20 protein-coding genes, 1 tRNA gene and 2 pseudogenes are annotated in these 19493 nt (G+C 59.0%); 6 read left to right on the top strand and 17 right to left on the bottom strand.

Annotated elements, in window-relative coordinates:
* The 9 genes from NIM86_RS11160 to NIM86_RS11120 all read right to left on the bottom strand — a co-directional run bounded on the left by NIM86_RS11160 (position 1) and on the right by NIM86_RS11120 (position 7213).
* Positions 1 to 1317: a saccharopine dehydrogenase family protein gene (locus NIM86_RS11160; protein ID WP_253382128.1), complete on the bottom strand. Its 1317-nt coding sequence runs from the start codon at positions 1315 to 1317 to the stop codon at positions 1 to 3.
* Between the two features lie 27 nt (positions 1318 to 1344).
* Entirely contained in the window at positions 1345 to 1815 is a 471-nt protein-coding gene (locus NIM86_RS11155) for a DUF4442 domain-containing protein (RefSeq protein ID WP_253382126.1), read from the bottom strand.
* A 19-nt stretch (positions 1816 to 1834) separates the two neighbouring features.
* On the bottom strand, positions 1835 to 2713 hold the full coding sequence (locus tag NIM86_RS11150) for a 3-hydroxybutyryl-CoA dehydrogenase (protein ID WP_253382124.1): 879 nt from the start codon (positions 2711 to 2713) through the stop codon (positions 1835 to 1837).
* Positions 2714 to 2798: 85 nt separating this feature from the next.
* The gene (locus NIM86_RS11145; RefSeq protein WP_253382122.1) at positions 2799 to 3665 is read right to left on the bottom strand and encodes a hypothetical protein; all 867 of its coding nucleotides are present in this window, start codon (positions 3663 to 3665) and stop codon (positions 2799 to 2801) included.
* Between the two features lie 93 nt (positions 3666 to 3758).
* A complete protein-coding gene (locus NIM86_RS11140; RefSeq protein ID WP_253382120.1) occupies positions 3759 to 4688 on the bottom strand; it encodes an electron transfer flavoprotein subunit alpha/FixB family protein in 930 nt (309 codons plus the stop codon).
* 27 nt (positions 4689 to 4715) lie between these two features.
* The gene (locus NIM86_RS11135) at positions 4716 to 5465 is read right to left on the bottom strand and encodes an electron transfer flavoprotein subunit beta/FixA family protein (RefSeq protein WP_253382118.1); all 750 of its coding nucleotides are present in this window, start codon (positions 5463 to 5465) and stop codon (positions 4716 to 4718) included.
* A 181-nt stretch (positions 5466 to 5646) separates the two neighbouring features.
* Positions 5647 to 6381 carry a rhomboid family intramembrane serine protease gene (locus tag NIM86_RS11130; protein ID WP_253382116.1) on the bottom strand — a complete coding sequence of 245 codons (735 nt, stop codon included), beginning with the start codon at positions 6379 to 6381 and terminating at the stop codon, positions 5647 to 5649.
* A gap of 35 nt (positions 6382 to 6416) precedes the next feature.
* The gene (locus NIM86_RS11125) at positions 6417 to 6998 is read right to left on the bottom strand and encodes a cob(I)yrinic acid a,c-diamide adenosyltransferase (protein ID WP_253382114.1); all 582 of its coding nucleotides are present in this window, start codon (positions 6996 to 6998) and stop codon (positions 6417 to 6419) included.
* A gap of 20 nt (positions 6999 to 7018) precedes the next feature.
* The gene (locus tag NIM86_RS11120) at positions 7019 to 7213 is read right to left on the bottom strand and encodes a twin transmembrane helix small protein (RefSeq protein ID WP_253382112.1); all 195 of its coding nucleotides are present in this window, start codon (positions 7211 to 7213) and stop codon (positions 7019 to 7021) included.
* 174 nt (positions 7214 to 7387) lie between these two features.
* On the opposite strand from NIM86_RS11120, the gene NIM86_RS11115 reads away from it, so the two are divergent.
* Positions 7388 to 8266 carry a YihY/virulence factor BrkB family protein gene (locus NIM86_RS11115; RefSeq protein ID WP_253382110.1) on the top strand — a complete coding sequence of 293 codons (879 nt, stop codon included), beginning with the start codon at positions 7388 to 7390 and terminating at the stop codon, positions 8264 to 8266.
* On the opposite strand, the gene NIM86_RS11110 is transcribed toward NIM86_RS11115, so the two are convergent.
* Positions 8193 to 9092 carry a DMT family transporter gene (locus NIM86_RS11110; protein WP_253382108.1) on the bottom strand — a complete coding sequence of 300 codons (900 nt, stop codon included), beginning with the start codon at positions 9090 to 9092 and terminating at the stop codon, positions 8193 to 8195. The two genes, NIM86_RS11115 and NIM86_RS11110, sit on opposite strands and share 74 nt — an antisense overlap.
* Positions 9093 to 9198: 106 nt before the next feature.
* On the opposite strand from NIM86_RS11110, the gene NIM86_RS11105 reads away from it, so the two are divergent.
* Entirely contained in the window at positions 9199 to 9495 is a 297-nt protein-coding gene (locus tag NIM86_RS11105) for a hypothetical protein (protein WP_253382106.1), read from the top strand.
* On the opposite strand, the gene gluQRS is transcribed toward NIM86_RS11105, so the two are convergent.
* Positions 9470 to 10405 carry a tRNA glutamyl-Q(34) synthetase GluQRS gene (gene gluQRS, locus NIM86_RS11100; protein WP_253382104.1) on the bottom strand — a complete coding sequence of 312 codons (936 nt, stop codon included), beginning with the start codon at positions 10403 to 10405 and terminating at the stop codon, positions 9470 to 9472. The two genes, NIM86_RS11105 and gluQRS, sit on opposite strands and share 26 nt — an antisense overlap.
* 59 nt (positions 10406 to 10464) lie before the next feature.
* Between gluQRS and NIM86_RS11095 the strand changes: the two genes are divergently transcribed.
* Both NIM86_RS11095 and NIM86_RS11090 read left to right on the top strand, forming a co-directional pair.
* Positions 10465 to 11100 carry a DNA-3-methyladenine glycosylase gene (locus tag NIM86_RS11095; protein WP_253382619.1) on the top strand — a complete coding sequence of 212 codons (636 nt, stop codon included), beginning with the start codon at positions 10465 to 10467 and terminating at the stop codon, positions 11098 to 11100.
* Between the two features lie 197 nt (positions 11101 to 11297).
* A complete protein-coding gene (locus NIM86_RS11090) occupies positions 11298 to 11855 on the top strand; it encodes an HNH endonuclease (protein WP_094076656.1) in 558 nt (185 codons plus the stop codon).
* Here NIM86_RS11090 and NIM86_RS11085 read toward each other — a convergent pair.
* Positions 11852 to 12352 carry a disulfide bond formation protein B gene (locus tag NIM86_RS11085; RefSeq protein WP_253382102.1) on the bottom strand — a complete coding sequence of 167 codons (501 nt, stop codon included), beginning with the start codon at positions 12350 to 12352 and terminating at the stop codon, positions 11852 to 11854. The two genes, NIM86_RS11090 and NIM86_RS11085, sit on opposite strands and share 4 nt — an antisense overlap.
* A gap of 9 nt (positions 12353 to 12361) precedes the next feature.
* Positions 12362 to 12943 carry a YqaA family protein gene (locus tag NIM86_RS11080; RefSeq protein WP_253382100.1) on the bottom strand — a complete coding sequence of 194 codons (582 nt, stop codon included), beginning with the start codon at positions 12941 to 12943 and terminating at the stop codon, positions 12362 to 12364.
* A gap of 113 nt (positions 12944 to 13056) precedes the next feature.
* Here NIM86_RS11080 and NIM86_RS11075 point away from each other — a divergent pair.
* A tRNA-Leu gene (locus NIM86_RS11075) sits at positions 13057 to 13141 on the top strand.
* A 179-nt stretch (positions 13142 to 13320) separates the two neighbouring features.
* Positions 13321 to 13743 carry a DUF4112 domain-containing protein gene (locus NIM86_RS11070; protein ID WP_253382098.1) on the top strand — a complete coding sequence of 141 codons (423 nt, stop codon included), beginning with the start codon at positions 13321 to 13323 and terminating at the stop codon, positions 13741 to 13743.
* Here the strand turns inward: NIM86_RS11070 and NIM86_RS11065 are convergent.
* The 4 genes and pseudogenes from NIM86_RS11065 to secA form a co-directional block, all read right to left on the bottom strand.
* The gene (locus tag NIM86_RS11065) at positions 13740 to 15020 is read right to left on the bottom strand and encodes a GNAT family N-acetyltransferase (RefSeq protein WP_371872889.1); all 1281 of its coding nucleotides are present in this window, start codon (positions 15018 to 15020) and stop codon (positions 13740 to 13742) included. The genes NIM86_RS11070 and NIM86_RS11065 overlap by 4 nt on opposite strands.
* A gap of 2 nt (positions 15021 to 15022) precedes the next feature.
* Positions 15023 to 16453, bottom strand: coding sequence for a lipopolysaccharide biosynthesis protein (locus NIM86_RS11060; RefSeq protein ID WP_253382093.1), 1431 nt, complete (start codon positions 16451 to 16453; stop codon positions 15023 to 15025).
* A 148-nt stretch (positions 16454 to 16601) separates the two neighbouring features.
* A pseudogene (locus NIM86_RS17265) lies at positions 16602 to 16694 on the bottom strand (SEC-C metal-binding domain-containing protein); the annotation flags it as partial.
* 179 nt (positions 16695 to 16873) lie between these two features.
* Positions 16874 to 19346: pseudogene (gene secA / locus NIM86_RS11055) on the bottom strand (preprotein translocase subunit SecA); the annotation flags it as partial.
* Between the last annotated feature and the right edge of the window lie 147 nt (positions 19347 to 19493).

Below are 19493 nucleotides of genomic sequence, written 5' to 3'. Positions count from 1 at the left end.
TTAAGTCGCGCCGCGATCGGTCGCTGCGGTCTGCTGAGAGAGCGGAGCGGAACTAGGCGAACCCTCTCCGTCGGCATAGGGCCAGGAGCCATCCGCAGGCAGTTCGTCCGCCTGCCACGGACACCCCACTTCCGGCATCAGCGCGAGGAAGGGATCGGGGTCCAGTTCCTCGACATTGACCATGGTCTTCGGATCCCAAGTGCCGTCCGCCATCAGCAGTGCCGCCGTGATAACCGGTACGCCCGTCGAATAGCTGATCGACTGCGCGCCGACCTCTTCGTAGTTTTCCTTGTGGTCGAGCGTCGACCAGATGAAGAGGCGCTTGTCCTGGCCATCTTTCTTTCCGCGTATATCGACGCCGATCACGATCTTGCCGGTATAGTTTTCCGCAAGGCTCGCCGGATCGGGCAGCAGCGCTTTGACCACGCGGTTCGGAGCGACCATCTGCCCGTCCACTTCCACCGGCACAGACGAGGTGAGACCGAGTGTGTCGAGCACCTCCAGCACTTTCATGTAGTGCTCTCCGAAACCCATCCAGAAGGTGATGCGCGGCGTGTCGGGAAAGTTGACGGCGAGGCTCTGCACCTCGTCGTGACCCATGGAATAAACGCGCTGCTCACCGACGAGCGGAAGGGTAACGTCTTGCCACACGCTGTGATGGGGAATGAACTTCCACTCGCCATCCTCCCAGGTGATGACCTCTTCGGTCACTTCGCGAAGATTGACGTCCGGATCGAAATTGGTGGCGAAATATTTGCCGTGATTGCCAGCATTAACGTCGATGATGTCGATGGAATCGATCGCATCGAAATGGTGTTTGCGGGCCCAGGAACAGAAGATGTTGACCACGCCAGGGTCGAAGCCCATGCCGAGCAGGGCCGTCACGCCCTTGGCCTTGAACTCCGGACGACGCGGCCATTCCTTATGTTCGTACCAGTTCGGCGGGATGTCGATGGTGAATTCGTCTTCGGCAAGAGCGGTATCGAGATAGCTCGCCCCAGTTTTGAGGCAGGCGTCCGAAATCGCGACGTTGCAATAGGGCGAAGCGACGTTGAGAACGATCTTCGCGCCAGTTTTCTCGATCAGCGCTGCGACGGCGTCTGTATCGCGCGCATCCACCGCTTCATGCGAAAGAAAAGGCGCAGCTTCGGTCGCACCATAACGGCCGTTCACCACTGCCGCTTTGCCGGCAAGCTTTTTCGGGGTGCGTGCCGCCCATGTGATCGTGCCGAACCGTTCGCGGAACTGAACCGCCTTGTTCGCCACCACGTCACCGACACCGCCGGCGCCAATAATCAAGAGATTGGGTCCCGTCATCTGGCCCGCTTTCCGTCCGTTCAAAAATCAATTACCGATGCGGCTGCGATTGTCCGCACGGCGGCGTATATGCAGCGTCTTGTCGATCTTCGCCACCGTATCGCCTTGCGCATCCTCGACGAATATCGACCAGACCGGCCGCACGACATCGCCTTCGTTCGGCGTTGCGGCCTTTATCTCTTCGATCATCGCGTCAGTAATATGAAAGCTTGTCCGTAGCGTGCCCTTGCCCGGCTTCAGGAAATCGATAGAGGCGGACTTGTCCCAGACCGTGTAGTCGCGGGGAAGGATGTTCATCAACATCAGCATGTAGAACGGATCGGTCATCGAAAAGATCGATCCGCCAAAATGCACGCCGACATAATTCATGTTCATGCGGCCCTGACGCAATTCGACATCGACCCGTCGCCAGTCGTCAGAGATATGAGTGACGCGGATGCCGGAAAAGAAATAGGGCGGCCAAAAATTCATGCCGCGCCGAAGAGTGGATGGCTTCATCGCAACGTTTCAGCCCGGATCAGCGGGTCGGGACTGGCTTGTCGCCGGAATAATCGTAGAAGCCTCGCCCGGCTTTGCGTCCCAGCCATCCCGCCTCGACATATTTGACCAATAGCGGGCAGGGGCGATACTTGCTGTCTGCGAGACCGTCATACAGCACCTGCATAATCGACAGGCAGGTATCGAGGCCGATAAAGTCCGCCAGTTCCAGCGGTCCCATGGGATGGTTCGCGCCGAGTTTCATGCCGGTGTCGATGGCCTCGACCGTGCCGACCCCTTCATAAAGGGTAAAGATGGCCTCATTGATCATCGGCAGCAGAATGCGATTGACGATGAAGGCCGGATAGTCTTCGGCAACCGTGACGGTCTTTCCAAGCGCTTCGGCGAATTTCTTTGCAGCCTGAAAGGTCTGATCGGCTGTCGCGATGCCGCGTATGACCTCAACCAGCTTCATGACCGGAACCGGATTCATGAAATGGATGCCGACGAATTTTTCGGGTCGGTCGGTCTGGCTCGCCAATCTGGTGATGGAAATCGAGGACGTATTGGAGGCTAGCAGAGCGTCGGGGTTGAGCGTCGTGCAAAGCTCCTTGAAGATTGCATGTTTGATGCTTTCGTTCTCGGTGGCGGCCTCAATGACAAGATCGCATTCGCCAAGAGCTTTCAGCCCTTCGACCGGCGCAATACGCGCGAGCGCCTTATCGCGCAGCTTGTCGTCCATCTTTCCGTTATCGACGAGGCGAGCGAGACGTTTCTCGACGCCGCTCACGCCCTTGTCTGATCTGCTTTGTTCGACATCGGAGAGGCGCACATCATAACCTGCGACCGCTGCAACCTGTGCGATCCCGGCGCCCATCTGTCCTGCGCCGATAATTCCGATTTTTTTCAAGCTTGCCATCATATGTCCAAATGTTGATGTGTGCCGCGTCTAGTGAAGGTCGCGATGCCAAGCAACGCTGACCTCCCCGCAATGCCGCTTTTTCTTATGCGAATACGCCCGAGAACCGCCAGACGGTGCGTTCGAACTCCTCGAAATTGCCGCCGAGTTCGATTCCGAAACCTTTCAGCCCCGCCGCGATTTTTCCGTTGATGCCGAAATCGTCTTCGTATCGTAGGGCCACCTCTATGGTGTTCAGTCCGGCCTCCAGCCGCGAATGAACCACGGAGCGCCAGGCGGTTTCATGCGGGTACCAGGCCAGATCGGGCGGCAAGGCCGGCGCGCCTTTCGGCTCGAATGTCGCTTTCAGCTCGCCAGAGCTCTTGCGTACATTGCGTGTCTCTGCGGACGTTTCCAGCTTGCCGACCAGCTCTTCCGCAACCGAAAAACCGACCGATCCACCCTTTTTGTCGCTCTTGTCAGACGAATAATTGACTGAAATTTCCCGCGCGCCGAGCGCAGTGAGGATGTGCGTCAACTCGAAGAACTTATCGACGAACATGGCGCGATGAAAATTGGCCATCGGTACATAGCGTTCCGGTCGCAGGGGATGGCCGACATAGGCGACATCGTAGCGCGGATGTCCTGGCGGAAAATCGATGATCTGTTCGATACCCGCGCCATCGACACGTATCAGCCGCCCGCTCTGTTCGTTGCCGCCATTGGACGTTCGACCTCGTAATTTGTCGAACAGATAGCCGAAAACGCCGTAATTCTTACTGTCGGCCCAGTAATCCCGTTTCAGCAGGAGCGAGGGAGGAGGGCCGGTCAGAAAATTATAGCGATAATATTCCGACAGTTTGGCTTCGACCGGCGCTGTGTCGTCGTCTTTGCTATGCTGGTGCGCCAGCACGATGACCTGACGGTCGCGATAAGGCCGCGCAATGATATCTTGCGCTTTCTGTAAAGGCATAAGTGGCCCCCGAGTGTCCCCGGGAGCCACGATAGCATTCCGCTTCATCGCTGCAAGATGTTCAGCTGATTTGCAGCCATATCTTCGGTCGATTTACAGCTTTTCCTGCAGTTCGGGCAGGATCGTGAATAGATCGCCTACCAAACCGTAATCGGCGACCTGGAAAATCGGCGCATCCTCGTCCTTGTTGATGGCGACAATGACGCGGCTGTCCTTCATGCCCGCCAGATGCTGGATCGCGCCGGAAATGCCTGCTGCGATATAGAGTTCGGGCGCAACGACCTTACCCGTCTGGCCGACCTGCCAGTCATTGGGCGCGTATCCCGCATCGACTGCCGCCCGCGATGCGCCGACCGCTGCATTGAGCTTGTCGGCGAGCGGCAGGATGATTTCGTCGAACTTCTCCTTGCTGCCGAGCGCCCGGCCGCCGGACAGGATCACCTTGGCGGAGGTCAGTTCCGGACGGTCGCTCTCGGCGATCTTTTCGGAAACAAATGAGGAGACGCCCGGTCCATCCACAGCGTCAATGGTCTCGACCGAAGCGGAACCGCCTTCGCCTGTGGCTTGGAAAGACGCGCCGCGAACGGTCATCACTTTTTTGGCGTCGGAGGATTGAACGGTCTGGATCGCGTTTCCGGCATAGACCGGACGTTTGAAGGTGTCGTCACCTTCGACGCTCATCACGTCGGAAATCTGCATCACATCGAGCAGCGCGGCGACGCGTGGCATTACGTTCTTACCCGTCGTTGTCGACGGCGCGAGAAGATAATCGTAATCGCCTGCGAGGTTCTCGACGAGAGCGGCAAGCGGCTCGGCCAGTTGATGTTCCAGCTGGTCGCTCTCAGCAAGCAACACCGTTCGGACGCCATCCAGCTTGGCAGCGGCGTCGGCGGCAGGCTGCGCACCCTTGCCGGCAACAAGAATATCTATGTCGCCACCGATCTCCTTGGCAGCGGTGAGCGCCTTGGCCGTCTGGTCGGACAGGGTCGCATTGTCGTGATCGGCAATAAGAAGAAGTGCCATGTCAGTAGTCTCCCGTTTTGTCCGCGATCAAAGCACGCCGGCTTCGTTTTTGAGCTTGTCGACAAGCTGGTCGACATTTTCGAGTATCTCGCCAGCGGACCGCTCGGGCGGTTCTTCCGTTTTCAGGACTTTCAGTCGGGACGAAACCTCGACGCCGTACTCGTCCGGCGTTTTGGCGTCGAGCGGCTTCTTCTTGGCTTTCATAATGTTGGGAAGCGAAGCGTAGCGTGGCTCGTTAAGACGAAGGTCCGTCGTGACGATGGCCGGCAGATTCAGGCTCACCGTCTGCAGGCCGCCATCGACCTCGCGGGTGATTTCGGCTTTCTCGCCGTCGATTTTCACTTCATTGGCAAAGGTGCCCTGACCCCAGCCGAGAAGCGCGGCCAGCATCTGACCGGTCTGGTTGGCGTCGTCATCGATCGCCTGCTTGCCGAGGACGACCAGCTTGGGGCTCTCCTCATCGACAATCGCCTTCAGAATCTTGGCGACAGTCAGCGGTTCGACTGTTTCATCGGTCTTGACGAGAATCGCGCGATCCGCGCCCATCGCAAGAGCGGTTCGCAGCGTTTCCTGAGCCTTGTCCGGCCCGATCGAAACGGCGACCACCTCTTCTGCGGTGCCGGCCTCCTTCAGACGGATCGCCTCTTCGACGGCGATTTCATCGAAGGGGTTCATGCTCATCTTCACGTTGGCGGTTTCTACCCCCGAACCGTCCGATTTGACGCGAACCTTCACATTGTAATCGATCACGCGCTTTACGGGCACCAGGATCTTCATCAGCTTCTCCCAATTCGTACAAAATAATGCGGGCTTGGCCGCTTATTTGGGCCAAAGCTCCGACAAATCCATGCATACGGCCTGTTGAAATTGCCGCCTTCGACCTATCCGCAAGCCTGTCGAAAGGCCAGTAAGCAAATTTTGACGTAAACGTCAAAGAAGATTTGCGGCTCGATGAATTTCACCGCTTCGGAAGGTTGTCGCCCTTCAAAATGGCGGCGTCGGGCGGCTCGATCCGACGATCCAGTATGGGCTGACCCTTTCGCTTGAACGGCCATACCAAAAGCGCGCCGGTGACGATGCCGCCAATATGCGCAGCCCACGACACCTGATCTTCGGGAAGCGCGAAGAACATGATTATTTGAAGCGCGATCCAGGCGCCCAGAAGCCATTTTGCCCGAAGACGCAGGGGGATCTTGGCGAAGACCAAGGCCCAGATTTTGACCCTCGGATGGAGAATGAAATAGGCGGCTACGACGCCCGCTACCGCGCCTGAAGCACCTATGAGTGGTGCGGGTGAAGCCGGCAGGAAAAGACCGTGTGCTGCCGCTGCGCCTATGGCGCATAAGAGATAGAATGCGAAGAAGCGAAAATGACCCATCGCATCCTCGACATTGTCGCCGAAGATCCAGAGAAACAGCATGTTGCCGCCAAGATGAAAGATGTCGCCATGGAGAAAGGCGTAGGTCAGATATGTCGCTGTCTCGCCGACGATTCCAAGCCCAGCGGGGTCGGGAAGCACGTCCTGAACATAGGCCGGAGTAAAACCGAGCGTCGTGGCGTAGGCGGCGAGGACGCTCTCGCCCATGGTTCCCGTCACGAGCCAGATCGCGGCATTGGCAGCGATCAGACACAGCGTCACATATTGGCGTTTGATGTAGATGAGATCGTTGGCGTCGTGAATCGGAATGAACATCGATACGACCCCTGACCGGCTGTGAAGGTGAGGAACTAGCGGCTTGCGCCTGGAACCCAGAGAACGTCGTCCCGCCCGTCACCATTACAGATGCGGGCGGCGACGAACAGAAAATCGGAAAGCCGGTTCAGATAACGGATCGCTTCATCGCTGACATTTTCGCCAGCTTCATCCCTGGCGGCGACCGCCAGCCGCTCTGCCCGGCGAACCACCGTGCGCGCCAGATGAAGCATAGTGGCCGCTGGTGAACCGGCCGGCAGGATGAAGCTCTTCAGCGGTTCGAGGCGTTCATTGAAAACGTCGATATCATTTTCTAGCCGTTCGATCTGGCTGGCGACAATTCTGAGCGGTTCATAGCCCAGTTCTTTATCGGTCGGTGGCGTTGACAGATCCGCGCCAAGGTCGAAGAGGTCGTTCTGAATGCGCGCCAAGACCTTATCGATGTCGGATGCCTCGCTACCGGTATGCAGCCGCGCCAGGCCGATGGCCGCATTCGCTTCGTCAACGGTGCCGTAGGCCTCGACCCGCGCATCGAATTTCTTGCGGCGTTCGCCGGAGCCAAGGCCGGTCGTGCCGTCATCGCCGGTCTTGGTATAAATCTTGTTCAGCCGGACCATCTCAACCTTCCTTCGGCACTTCAGGCGGGGCGGGCGAAATAGAGAGCGCCGACGATCAGCACGATCGCGATGAATTGCAGAAACACACGCATCTGCATCAGTTTCTGGCTGGTATTGCTGTCGCCTGCGCGCATCATGTTCCACAGACCGCGCAAAAGCACGATCCCAACGGCGAACATGGCGATGATTGCAGCAATCTGAAAAACGGTGGCCATCGATCTATCCTATACTGTCCGCCTGCAATGTGGGACGGCGTCGGAAGATTTCATCCCTGTGCCGGTAAATCGGCAAAAGGTCGCATGCCGTTCTTGCGGTGCAAACGACGTTCGTGCTGATTTCGCGTCATGGCGTTCCATATGGTATGACATGATCAGCAAGGGAATCCATTTATGTGGCACACATTCCGCGTCGTGATCTGGGACGCGATCAGCCACTTCAACAATGACGATGGCTGGGCCTTTGCAAGCCATGTGGCGCTGTCCACGCTGATGGCGATTTTTCCGTTTCTTATTTTTGCCGCCTCGCTGGCTGGCTTTCTCGGCGCCGATTACTTCGCGCAATATGCGGTGCCGCTCTTGTTCGAAACATGGCCGAATACCATCGCAGAACCGGTTACGCAGGAAGTGCAGGCCGTTCTCTCCGGCGAGCGTGGCGATCTGCTGACCATCGGTGTGCTGCTGGCCCTTTTCTTCGCCTCAAACGGTGTGGAAGCGCTTCGTACGTCGCTCAATCGAGCCTACCGGCAGGTCGAAAGCCGGTCTTTCATCTCATTGCGGCTGCAGAGCTTCGGCTTCGTTCTGCTTGCGACAATCTGCCTGACGATCGTCAGCCTCATGCTGGTCGCCGCACCGATCGTTCATTCGGTGCTGCTCAGCCGGGCGCCCGATCTCGTGCCCGAGGTCTTCGCCTTCGATGCCTTGCGGATTGTCATCGCCATCATCGTGCTGCTGGTGGGACTGGCCATGAGCCATATCTATCTGCCGGAAGGAAAGCGCCGCATTGTCGATATTCTGCCAGGCATGGCGCTGACGATCCTTTTCTGGGTCGTCGGATCGTGGGGCTTCGTCACCTATCTGGACAATTTCGGCCAGTATTCGACGACCTATGCCGGTCTCGCCTCGATCATCGTGGCGTTGGTCTTCCTCTACATGGTGTCGGCCATCTTCATCATCGGTGGCGAGTTGAACGCCGCCATCATGCGCTACCGGGCGCTACGGGCGGCTGGCGGCTTGCCCTTCCATCGGTCATCGCCACGGCTAAGGCGGTGATCGCCATGCCGGCGATCTGTATCGGCGATAAAGGTTCTCCGAACAGGATGTAGGCGAGAATGGCTGTACAAGCGGGCACCAGATAGAAAAGCGCGGCGACGCCGCTGACCGCCCCCTTCTCGATCAGCCACATCAGCAGCAGGATCGTGCCAACCGACAGGACGAGCACGAGCCATGCCATCGAGAGAACCAGCGGCGTAGTCAGCGTAAAGGTCTGATCCTCGAGCAACAGAGCAACCGGTACGGTGAGTAGGACCGCCCCGACGAATTGCCAGATCGTGCTCGCGACGGGGCTGGCGCCTTTCAGTCGACCCTTTTGCAGCACGGTGCCGGCGCTCATGGTCAGAACCGCCAGACAGATGGCGCTGACCGTCCAGAAATTCACGCCGGAACCGATCTGGCCTATGCGCGGGCCAAGCACCATCGTCACGCCAACCAAGCCGACGGCAAGCCCGGTCCATTGACGCCGCGTGATCGTCTCGCCGAGGGTCGCGGCGGCCATGAAGGCGGTCAGAAGAGGTTGAAGGCCGACGATGAGCGCGGAAAGGCCGGCGGGCATGCCGTTGTCGATCGCCCAGAACACCATGCCGAGATAGACGCCATGCATAAGCATGCCGGCGATCATCGCATCACGCTTTTGCGCCCAAGAGAGCCGCGAGCTTTTTACGAAGGCGGCGATCAGTCCCAGCGCTGCTGCCGAAAGGACGAACCGGACACCCAGGAAACTAAAGGGTTCGGCGTAGGGCATGGCGTATCGCGCGCTGACGAAGCCTGTCGACCATAGGACGACAAAGAGTAGCGGAACGAAAGCCGCACTAAAACGCATGATTGTCGTTCCGTTGCATTGCAATCTTCTCTTTAAGCAAACGGCAATATGCCAAGGTTATGGTTTCGACTTCTGTGGTTTGTGCAATTCGTTTGGAGAAGCGTCGATGCCGTCAATCGATATGCCGACGATCATAATCGGCTCGACGATCATTGCATGTATCCTTCTCGTATCGGGCTTTGCATTGAGCAATATGCTTGATGAAGACGGATTCGGTCCGTTCGGCAACACCGCCGTTTTAATGTTCGGCTTTTTCGGTATTCTCAAAGCGCTGCCGGAATTCGGTCTTCGCTTCTATACGCTGCCATCCATCATCTTTGTCGGCTTTGGCGGTGCATTCGGTCTCGTCATGTTTATGGTCATTGTGAAGGCCGCCCTCAGCCGGATGTTTTCGGAAGGGTAAAGTCAGCTACAGCTTCTCTGGCAGATAGTGCCAGCGTTTTGATTTTCCCGGCGCCTTGGCCGGAGAGCCGTCGAGTGGACAGGGCGGTACTGCCGGCGCTTTTGGAGAGTTTGCGACCTTCTTCGTCCAGAATCAGCGCGTGGTGGTGGTAGACCGGCTCGGGCAGGTCCAGCAATCGCTGGAGTAAACGGTGAATGGCGGTCGCCGCATAAAGGTCGCGGCCACGAACAATATGTGTGACCGCCTGCATGGCGTCGTCCATGACCACGGCAAGATGATAGCTCGTCGGCGTGTCCTTCCGCGCCAGTACCACATCGCCCCACTGACGGACTTCGAACCGCGCTACGGAAGGTTCGTCAAGCAGTGTCCGGCTTTCGTTCCATGTGATCTCCTCCGATCCGAGCCGTTCGAGCGCGGCATCCATGTCCAGACGCCATGCATAGGAACGGCCGGTCGCCATCAGCGTTGCCCAGTCCTCTTCGCTACGTGTTCTCTCGGAAGCGGGCGGATGAGGTGCGCCATCCGGATCGCGCGGCCAAGACCGACCTTCCTTTTCTGCGATGGCGACCACCTGGCGTAGTTCGCCGCGTGTTGTGAAGGAGGGATAAACGAGACCCAACTCACGCAGCCGCGATAGTCCCCGCCGATAGTAATCGAAGTTGTCGGACTGCCGGCGGACCGGGCCGTCAAACTTGATGCCGAGCCAGTCCAAATCCTCATTGATGCGGTGTTCCAGTTCGGGCGTACAGCGCGCCAGATCGATGTTTTCCATTCGGAGCAAGAGCCGTCCGCCGGATTGTCGGGCCGCGATGTCGTTCAGTATGGCCGAACGGGCATGACCGAGATGCAGCGCGCCATTGGGGGAGGGTGCGAAACGAAAAACGGGTTTGTCTGGCGGCGCGTTCACCATAGGCTTTGCTAAGCACAGACGACCGGTTTTCCAAGCCGCAAAAAGAAAGTGGTGTGCGCATGATTCTCGATAGTGAAGCGGCGATCGCCCGGTCGCTCGGCATCCTTCTTGAGCAAGACCCTGATTTGACGCCGCTCGCGGAAATGTGCGGCCCGCTGCCGGCGCGAAGCATGGCGGGAGGCTATGCAGGCCTGGCGGCAATCGTGGTTGCGCAGCAGGTCTCCAAAGCCGCAGCCGATACGATTTTCAGACGGTTGAAGGAAGCGGTCGATCCGCTAACCGGCCCGGCGCTTCTTTCGGCCTCAGACGAGATGTTGCGTGGTGCGGGCCTGTCGCGACCCAAGATCCGTACTTTGCGCGCCGTGGCCGAAGCCGAGCGCGATGGCCTTTCGCTCGATAGCGTTCTGCGCCTGCCGGCTGAGGAGGCCGTGGCGGCTCTGACTCCTGTCTCCGGGATTGGCCGCTGGACAGCGGAGTGCTGGCTGCTTTTCGCGGCCGGTCATCCCGACATCTTTCCTTCACGCGACCTCGCGCTTCAGGCCGCTGCGCACGAGGCGCTCGGCCTCGACGCACGGCCAGACGAAAAAACACTCTCCGAGCTGGCCAAACGGTGGGCTCCAAACCGCAGTGTGGCCGCTCGTTTGCTGTGGGCATGGTATGGCGTTCGAAAAGCCGGTGGAGGCGCACCGGTTTGATGCCCCGCTGTTACGAATTTGTTGCCGAGCCTGTGTATCGGCGGTGGAGAAAGCAGTGGATAAACAGGGATGGGCCAATGCCGAAGCGTCTTCACAACGGCGGATTTAGGCGCTTAACTATCTCTGGACATCAATGATGTTCGCCTTTCGGTCCCTGCTTTGTCATCCGGGCCTGAAGATGAAAGGAGCCGCCTGCTGTGACGGTGCATGTGCGTCCTGAAGCGCTTCCCGCGCTTGTCCTCAATGCCGATTACCGGCCTTTGAGCTACTATCCCCTGTCGATCTGGTCCTGGCAGGATGCCATCAAGGCCGTGTTTCTGGACCGGGTTTCCATCCTTGCCGAATATGACCACAGCGTGTCGTCGCCATCGCGGTCGATGAAACTGCCGAGCGTGGTCTGTCTGAAGAGCTATGTAAAACCCGCGACATGGCCGGCATTCACACGCTTCAACCTGTTTCTACGCGACCGGTTTGAGTGCCAGTATTGCGGCAGCCTTCACGACCTTACCTTCGATCATGTGGTGCCGCGCCGCTGCGGCGGACAGACGACTTGGGAAAACGTCGTCGCGGCATGCTCGCCGTGCAATCTGAAAAAGGGCGGTCTTATGCCGGATCATGCCCGCATGTGGCCAAGGCAGACGCCTTTCCAGCCGACGACGCACCAGCTTCACGAGCGCGGGCGCGCCTTCCCGCCAAACTATCTGCATGAAAGCTGGCTCGATTATCTCTATTGGGATACCGAACTGGAGCCTTAAGGCCGGGGAGCCGGTTGCCGGCGGAGTGCGCCGTAGAGGCAGAGTGCCGCCAGCATCGCCGCCGCAACGACATTCCATCCGGCAAAGGAAATGCCGAGAAAGCGGCCTGCTGCCCGGTCGCAGGAAGGCGGTCTCTGGCCAAGCGAATCGAGCAGGCTACCCGCTTCACTCACCGTACTGGATGCGCCAGCGCAGTCGTCAGGCCCGGCCCACCACGCCCATTCCACGCCGGAATGATAGACGCCGATCGCCATCGTCCAGATCATCAGAAGTGCGCCGACTGCGAACATGGTCTTGACAAGCCGCGGACGCGTACCGTGCGAAGCGGCTATAGCGGTGCCAATCATGAAGGGTATGCCGACATAATAAGCGGTTCGCTGCTCCAGGCAGAGCTTGCAGGGGATGTAGCCGCCAATATGCTCGAAGCCCAGCGCGGTTCCGACAGCGAGCGCCATGCCAAGGCCGGTAAGAATCGCCAGGTTGCGGTTGGAGATCATGGATCGGTCCTAAAACAGGTATCGGATCGAGACAAAGCCGCCGATAAGAAGAATCATGAAGGCAAGGAATAGCCAATTCAACCAGCGTTCGATGAATCTTTGGATAGGTTCGCCGTAGCGCCCGAGCAGCCAGGCCACGAGGAAAAAGCGCGCGGAACGGCCGATAATCGAAACGAGTGCAAAGATCCCTAGATTGAGGCCTGTCGCTCCGGAAAAGATAGTCAGGACCTTATAGGGAAATGGCGTGACCGCCGCGAACAGAACGCCCCAGCCACCCCACTCGTTGTAAAGCGCCTGGATCTCGTCGAAACTGTCCGCCTTCCCATAGAATTGCAGGATCGGGTCGCCGATCACATCCATGAACAATGCGCCGATCGCGTAGCCGACGAAGGCGCCGACGATTGAGGATACGGTGCAGACAAAAGCCAGATAGATCCAGCGATGTCGCTGGGCCAGAACCATCGGGATAAGAAGGGCGTCCGGTGGGATCGGAAAGATCGAGCTTTCAGCAAAGCTGACAGCAGCCAGCGCCTTGTCAGCGTGACGCGTTCGGGCAAGGCCCATGGTCCAGTCATAAAGGCGGCGCAGCATCGATTCTTCCGTGGCGGCTTTTTCGCGCCTCTGCCTATTTCTTCCATCCGGGCCTGTCCAGCAGGCAAGGGCTGTTGACGCGCGCTATCGGCCTCATATAGTTGCCGCGCGTTGCCCCTTTGGCGGAATTGGTAGACGCGCCGGATTCAAAATCCGGTTCCTTCGGGAGTGCCGGTTCGATTCCGGCAGGGGGCACCATTTCTCACCGGACTTCTCCTTGTCGCTATAGCGGAACGCCCGGTTCGTCTTTCAGAACCTCGCCGTGCGGTCGTAAGCCGGCAATATGAATATCAAGACCCTGCTGCGCTCTGGCCCTTGCCTATGCTGCCGCCCATATAATGGCCGGCAGGTTGGCTGCGACTAAGAGTGGAGTGGATATGACGGCGAATATTGCGGATCAAACCCGGCGACTGCGGCGCGTGGCCCGTGCTGCGCGGCTTATGGACACTGCCGTCCGGCTCCCCGGCGGCTTTCGGCTGGGCGCCGATTCCATCGTCGGTCTCGTTCCAGGTGTCGGCGATACGGCCACCGTTCTGGTCTCGCTCTGGATCGTCAACGAGGCGCGCAAAATGGGCTTGCCGACTCATAAACTGACGCGGATGCTGGGCAATGTCGGGCTGGACTACGTCGTGGGCGCAGTACCGATACTCGGCGATGTGTTCGATGCCGTTTATAAGGCGAACCGGCGCAACCTGAACATGATCCTGGATCATTTCGGCCACCACGACCTGACCGATCTGGACGATATTGACGAGCGCACGATGAAGGATGTGACGCCCGACAATAATCGACGCGGTTAGCGACGGATTTTCCGTACCTTGTCGCGAAGATTCTTCGCCAGATTGCGTGTGCCCCGGTAGAGATGGAGTTGACGGGCCGTCTGGTTGACCGCACGGTCTGTGCCTGGCGTGATGCCGACGATGATCGTGCCGTAGGTCCGGCTGTCGCTCCACATGCGGCTCATGACCGGGTGGTTCTCAGCGGCGCAGCTATCGGCCTGCATAATGTTTGGATCGTTGATCAGATATTCGGTCGCATCGATCATCAGCAAGACGCCCGGCGAAAATTCCTTCAGCGTCTCATCGAAGGCTGTCTTCCAAGTGTAGGCCGTGCCGCCGGCGAGCAGCAGAATGAGTGAGGCGATCGTTTCGCCGTCCAGTTTCAGCGTGGCGATGCGCACCATGTCGCGTTCCGCCAGCCGGTAGATTGCTTCTCTGGCAAAGGCGGCCTGATAGCGGTCGGAGGCCATGGCGGAGCGGGCCTTGCCCTTCCAACTCATCAACTCCAGCGTCAGGAAGGTTTCGGTTGCCTCGCGGGTTTCCTCCGGCTGACGGGCAATGTCGAACGTCAGTGTCCCGCGTTCGCCGAGCCGGCGGCGCAACCGGTTGTAGTTACGGCGATGGTGGCCGCTTACCGCTGCCGCAAAGTGTTCATCGGCGTCGCCCGTCGCATCAAGGACAGGACGCGACTCGCCCTCGATAATATTGATCGGCAGGTCGGAAGAGATCGCGGCTGCGCGGATCGCCCCAGCCGCGGGGCCGTCGAGAGGCATGTCCGGCAGGACCAGGACATTGGGAAGTTTGAGTTTCTTCTGCGCCATGAGTGCGAAAGCGGCATTGACGATCTGCACCGGATCGTCGCTGTCGATCAGAGGCGCTCCCACGGGACCGAAAGGCGTCGTCCAGCCGCGGATGACGCTTGGACCGATGCCGAGCCCGGGCCGTTCGATGGAATAGGGCAACAGGAAGCGGAGCCGCGAGCGCGTGGTATCCTCGTCGCGCAGCACCGCCAGAAAGACGTCGCGATCGTCGAGGCGGGGCATGGCCGGCGCCAGGAAGCGCGGCTCGAAGAAGACGTTTCGTTCGATGGAGCGCGCAGCGAGATGGTCAAGTTCGTCCAGCAGTTCGAATCCAGCCGACGCATCGTAGATGGAGAGGCGACGGTCGAATTCCGGCAGGCCGGAATCGAGCATCGCCTGATGCTGCGGCTTCCAGCTGGGAAGGGCCATGAGATTATCGAGAACCTGATCGCTCAGGCGGGCTTTGCCGCTGGCTTCGACGAGAGGGATGGTGGTGATTGTCATGCGGCAGCTCCCCGCGTGACCTGCCGAAAGTTAGGCAACCCGTTCACCACCATCCAGAAGCCGAACCGGCTATGGACGATGAAGATCAGAAGCGCGGCCTCGGTGGCGATGGCGACGGCTGTTGCAATGGCCGCGCCCCAAAGGCCGAACGTCGGTAGGAGAACGATATTCAGCGACACGTTGATGGCAAGGACCGCTGCGTAAAGCGCAGCACAGATGTTCTGGTGACCGGTCATTGAAAGAAGACTTTCGGCCGGACCGACCGCCGCCCTGCAGCAGACACCCGCCAGCAGGATGAAGAGCAAGGGATAGCCCTGCTCGAAGTTCTCGCCGAACAAGGACAGAAGGAATGGGCCGATCGCCAGGACCACGGCGCTCATCAGAAGCGATGGCCAAAACGTCCATGCAACGGTTTCGCGGGCGAAGGCCGCCAGTTCGTCAGGGTCGCCGTCGCGGCTGGCGAGGCGTACATAGCGCTGGGCGACGGCGGCTTTGACGGCGAAATAGACAAAATGGACCAGGACGATCGTCTTGACCGTGGCGAAGTAGATAGCGACGTCCTGCGGTTGGAGGAACAGGCCGACCATCAGCACGTCGGCATTGGTCAGCAGCGCGAAGAACCCTTCAACCAGAAAGATCGGCAGGGCAACGCCGAACCAAAGCTTCGGCTCGTAGCGGATGGTGCGCTCCTGCGGGAGGCTTTTTCGAACGCGGCCAGGTAAAAGGAGGTGCTGGAAAGCGGTGGTCAGAGCGGTTGCGGCAACTGCTGCGCCAACGGCTGTTAGAGCTGAAGCACTCATGCCGAATAGCAGGGCGAGGGCCATCCCGACAATGATCAGGAAAGGGCGCAGAAGATAGATCGGCCCCATGGCCAGCATGCCCCAGCCCTGTGACCGGGCGAGGCCGTGGTGGAAGTCGCCGAGGCCGAGAAAAGGGACGGAGGCGAAAGCGACGATAAAGGGCAGAATCCAATAGCCGTCGATGTTACCGCGAAGCGACCAGACGATTGCTGCGCCGATTGCACCTATCACGAGCGGCAGAAGGAAGGAAACGAGCTGGCCAAAGCGCAGAATGCCGCGCAGACGGGCCGGATCGGCCTTTTCCTGATATTGCGGAGCGAAGCGGATGATGGCGGTGTGAAAGCCCAATCCCGCCAGATTTCCCAGAATGATCATCGTCACCCAGACAAAGGTGAAAACGCCATATTCGAAGGTTCCCATCCAGCGCGCCAGAAGGATTTGGCTGACATAGGCAAGCGCGGCAGCCATCAGGCGGACGCCGAATGTCACCAGTGCGACGCGGCCAGCCTGCGCCTTTTCGCCCTCGCCACGCAAAATTGTGTCGAATTTCCGCGCGAAGGGACGGGCGACGGCGCCAAGGCGCGTCGGTAAAAATCGTTCCGCTGTCAGTTCGGCCGACAGTCGCAATATCCCGCTTCCGTTTGCTACGTTCGCATTACAGATAGCGATGGATGCTTAAGAAACGGTGGAATTGAACCATCCGCACGCCACGGAGAGAACCGAGGCATTCGGAGCTAGACTGCGGAGCGTGGTATCTAAATGCCCGACCCAGCGCCTAGACGAAGGCGCCGTGGCAATGTTTGAACTTCTTACCGGACCCGCAGGGGCAGGGCTCGTTGCGGCCGACCTTGCCCCAGCTATCTGGGTCGGTCGTCTCTTCGCCGGTCGCGGAGACGGCATGCGCCTCAGACCAGCTTAGCGGGCCGCCTTCATCGCCGGCATCGTCCTCACCGGTCATCATGTCGAGATGATGGGGTTCGGCTCCTTCCGGCACGCCGTCGCCTTCCAGGCCTTCCAGGCCTTCCGGCTCGTCGGTTGCGCGAATCTGGATGCGCATCAACTGCCGCGTCGTCATCTGACGCAGATTGCCGAGCATGGCCTGGAAGAGCTCGAACGCCTCGCCCTTATATTCCTGCAGAGGGTCGCGCTGGCCATAACCACGGAAACCGATGACGGAGCGCAGATGGTCCAGATTGACCAGATGTTCGCGCCACAGATGGTCGAGCGTCTGCAGCAGAATGCTCTTTTCCACATAGGTGCGGACATCGGGACCGAACCGGTTGGCGCGCTCGTCGGCCGCAGCCGTCGCCGCTGCGAGAATACGTTCGCGAATATCGTCCTCGGCAATGCCGTCCTCTTCCACCCATTCGCCAATCGGCAGATCGAGGTTCAACGCTTCCTCGACTTCGCCGGCCAGGCCCTTGATGTCCCAGCTTTCCGCATAGGCGTTTTCGGGGATGTGCCGGTGGACCATATCCTCGACCACCTCTTCGCGCATTTCTGCGATCGTGTCGGTGAGGTCTTCGCCATCCATCAGATCCAGACGCTGCTCGAAAACGACCTTGCGCTGATCGTTCATCACGTCATCGTATTTCAGGAGATTCTTGCGGATATCGAAGTTGCGCGCTTCGACCTTTTTCTGCGCCTTTTCCAGCGCCTTGTTGATCCACGGATGGATGATCGCTTCGCCTTCCTGAAGGCCGAGCTTCTGGAGCATTCCGTCCATGCGCTCGGAGCCGAAAATGCGCATCAGGTCGTCCTGCAGCGACAGGTAGAATTTTGAGCGCCCTGGATCGCCCTGTCGTCCGGAACGGCCACGAAGCTGATTGTCGATGCGCCGGCTTTCGTGGCGCTCCGTAGCCAGCACATAAAGACCGCCCGCTTCGAGCGCCTTCTTCTTCAATTCGGCTACTTCGGCGCGAATGCGATCTTCGGCAGCCTTGCGCTCTTCACCTTCCGCCATGTCACCAAGCTCTTCGGCAAGGCGCATGTCCAGATTGCCGCCAAGCTGAATATCGGTACCGCGACCGGCCATGTTGGTGGCGATAGTGATGGAGCCGGGAACGCCGGCTTGCGCAACGATGTATGCCTCGCGCTCATGCTGGCGGGCGTTCAGAACCTCGAAGCCTTTAAGCCCGGCTTTCTTTAGCCGGTCGGCCAGATATTCGCTTTTTTCGATCGAGGTCGTACCGACGAGGGTCGGTTGGCCCTTTTCCTTTGCGGCTTTGATCTCCTCGACGATGGCGGCGTATTTCTCTTCCGCCGTCCGGTAGACCTCATCGTCCTCGTCTTCGCGAATGACCGGAAGGTTGGTGGGAACTTCGACCACCTCGAGGCCATAAATGTTGCCGAATTCCTCCGCCTCGGTCGTCGCCGTGCCCGTCATGCCGGCAAGCTTGTCGTACATGCGGAAATAGTTCTGGAACGTGATAGAGGCGAGCGTTTGGTTTTCGGGCTGAATATCGACCTTTTCCTTGGCCTCCAGAGCCTGGTGCAGCCCTTCGGAGAACCGGCGGCCGGGCATCTGACGACCGGTGAATTCGTCGACGATGACGATCTCACCGCGATTGACCATGTAATCCTTGTCGCGGGCGAAAAGCTTGTGTGCGCGAAGAGCATTGTTGGCGTGATGGACGAGCGCGACGTTCTCCACATCGTAGAGGCTGTTGCCCTGCATGAGACCGGCGTCGCGAAGCAGATTTTCCATCTTCTCCGTGCCGTCTTCGGTGAAAGTCGCGGTGCGCTGCTTTTCGTCGACTTCGTAATCGTCTTCGACCAATTGCGGAATGAAAGTGTCGACCTTGATGTAAAGGTCGGACTTGTCGTCGAGCGGGCCGGAAATGATGAGCGGTGTGCGCGCTTCGTCGATCAGAATGGAGTCGACCTCGTCGACAATCGCGTAATTGTGGCCGCGCTGTACCATCTGCTCGCGCTCATACTTCATATTGTCGCGCAGATAGTCGAAGCCGAGTTCGTTGTTGGTGCCGTAGGTGATGTCGCAGCGATAGGCTTCGCGCCGTTCATCGTCATTCATGCCGTGGACGATGACGCCCGTCGACATGCCGAGAAAGCCATAGAGCCGACCCATATGCTCGGCGTCGCGGCGGGCGAGGTAGTCGTTGACGGTGACAACGTGAACGCCTTTTCCTTCCAGAGCGTTCAGATAGACGGCCAGTGTCGCTACCAGAGTCTTGCCTTCGCCGGTGCGCATCTCCGCAATAGATCCTTCGTGAAGGACCCTCGCGCCGATCAACTGCACATCGAAAGGGCGCATTCCCAACGAGCGCTTGGACGCCTCGCGAACAACAGCAAAGGCTTCTGCCATCAGGTCGTCAAGCGTTTCGCCATCGGCAAGGCGCTTTCGGAAGTCGTCCGTCCTGGCCTTCAATTCGGTATCGGAGAGAACAGCGATGCCGTCTTCCAGATCGTTCACGATATCAGCGAAAGGTTGAAGCTTCTTGATGCGACGATCATTGGCCGAACCAAAGAGCTTTGTCGCAAAACCGCCGAGACTGACCATAGTGGCCCTTTCTTGCCCCACTTGTGCGTGCTGCGTCCGGCCTGCTGCTGGCGCCATTATCTGGCGGGCCTGGCCTGCCGCGCGGGGCCGCGGTGACGCTGAAAACCTTTCCAAATCGCAATCCAAAAGGCTCAAGGGCCGGGTGGA

Source organism: Notoacmeibacter sp. MSK16QG-6, from assembly GCF_024158145.1.
Taxonomy (GTDB): Bacteria; Pseudomonadota; Alphaproteobacteria; order Rhizobiales; family Rhizobiaceae; genus Notoacmeibacter.
The sequence above is the reverse complement of the archived record's forward strand: the minus strand, read 5'-3'. Positions and strand labels throughout refer to the sequence as shown.

Excerpts from the sequence above, each read along its gene's own strand:
- gluQRS (WP_253382104.1), bottom strand. The coding sequence starts at position 10,405 with ATGGTGAACGCGCCGCCAGACAAACCCGTTTTTCGTTTCGCACCCTCC.
- NIM86_RS11125 (WP_253382114.1), bottom strand. The coding sequence starts at position 6,998 with ATGGTCCGGCTGAACAAGATTTATACCAAGACCGGCGATGACGGCACG.
- NIM86_RS11115 (WP_253382110.1), top strand. The coding sequence starts at position 7,388 with ATGTGGCACACATTCCGCGTCGTGATCTGGGACGCGATCAGCCACTTC.
- NIM86_RS11140 (WP_253382120.1), bottom strand. The coding sequence starts at position 4,688 with ATGGCACTTCTTCTTATTGCCGATCACGACAATGCGACCCTGTCCGAC.
- NIM86_RS11085 (WP_253382102.1), bottom strand. The coding sequence starts at position 12,352 with ATGATCTCCAACCGCAACCTGGCGATTCTTACCGGCCTTGGCATGGCG.
- NIM86_RS11095 (WP_253382619.1), top strand. The coding sequence starts at position 10,465 with ATGATTCTCGATAGTGAAGCGGCGATCGCCCGGTCGCTCGGCATCCTT.
- NIM86_RS11135 (WP_253382118.1), bottom strand. The coding sequence starts at position 5,465 with ATGAAGATCCTGGTGCCCGTAAAGCGCGTGATCGATTACAATGTGAAG.
- NIM86_RS11080 (WP_253382100.1), bottom strand. The coding sequence starts at position 12,943 with ATGCTGCGCCGCCTTTATGACTGGACCATGGGCCTTGCCCGAACGCGT.
- NIM86_RS11105 (WP_253382106.1), top strand. The coding sequence starts at position 9,199 with ATGCCGTCAATCGATATGCCGACGATCATAATCGGCTCGACGATCATT.
- NIM86_RS11120 (WP_253382112.1), bottom strand. The coding sequence starts at position 7,213 with ATGGCCACCGTTTTTCAGATTGCTGCAATCATCGCCATGTTCGCCGTT.
- NIM86_RS11150 (WP_253382124.1), bottom strand. The coding sequence starts at position 2,713 with ATGGCAAGCTTGAAAAAAATCGGAATTATCGGCGCAGGACAGATGGGC.
- NIM86_RS11110 (WP_253382108.1), bottom strand. The coding sequence starts at position 9,092 with ATGCGTTTTAGTGCGGCTTTCGTTCCGCTACTCTTTGTCGTCCTATGG.
- NIM86_RS11130 (WP_253382116.1), bottom strand. The coding sequence starts at position 6,381 with ATGTTCATTCCGATTCACGACGCCAACGATCTCATCTACATCAAACGC.
- NIM86_RS11070 (WP_253382098.1), top strand. The coding sequence starts at position 13,321 with ATGACGGCGAATATTGCGGATCAAACCCGGCGACTGCGGCGCGTGGCC.
- NIM86_RS11160 (WP_253382128.1), bottom strand. The coding sequence starts at position 1,317 with ATGACGGGACCCAATCTCTTGATTATTGGCGCCGGCGGTGTCGGTGAC.
- NIM86_RS11155 (WP_253382126.1), bottom strand. The coding sequence starts at position 1,815 with ATGAAGCCATCCACTCTTCGGCGCGGCATGAATTTTTGGCCGCCCTAT.
- NIM86_RS11145 (WP_253382122.1), bottom strand. The coding sequence starts at position 3,665 with ATGCCTTTACAGAAAGCGCAAGATATCATTGCGCGGCCTTATCGCGAC.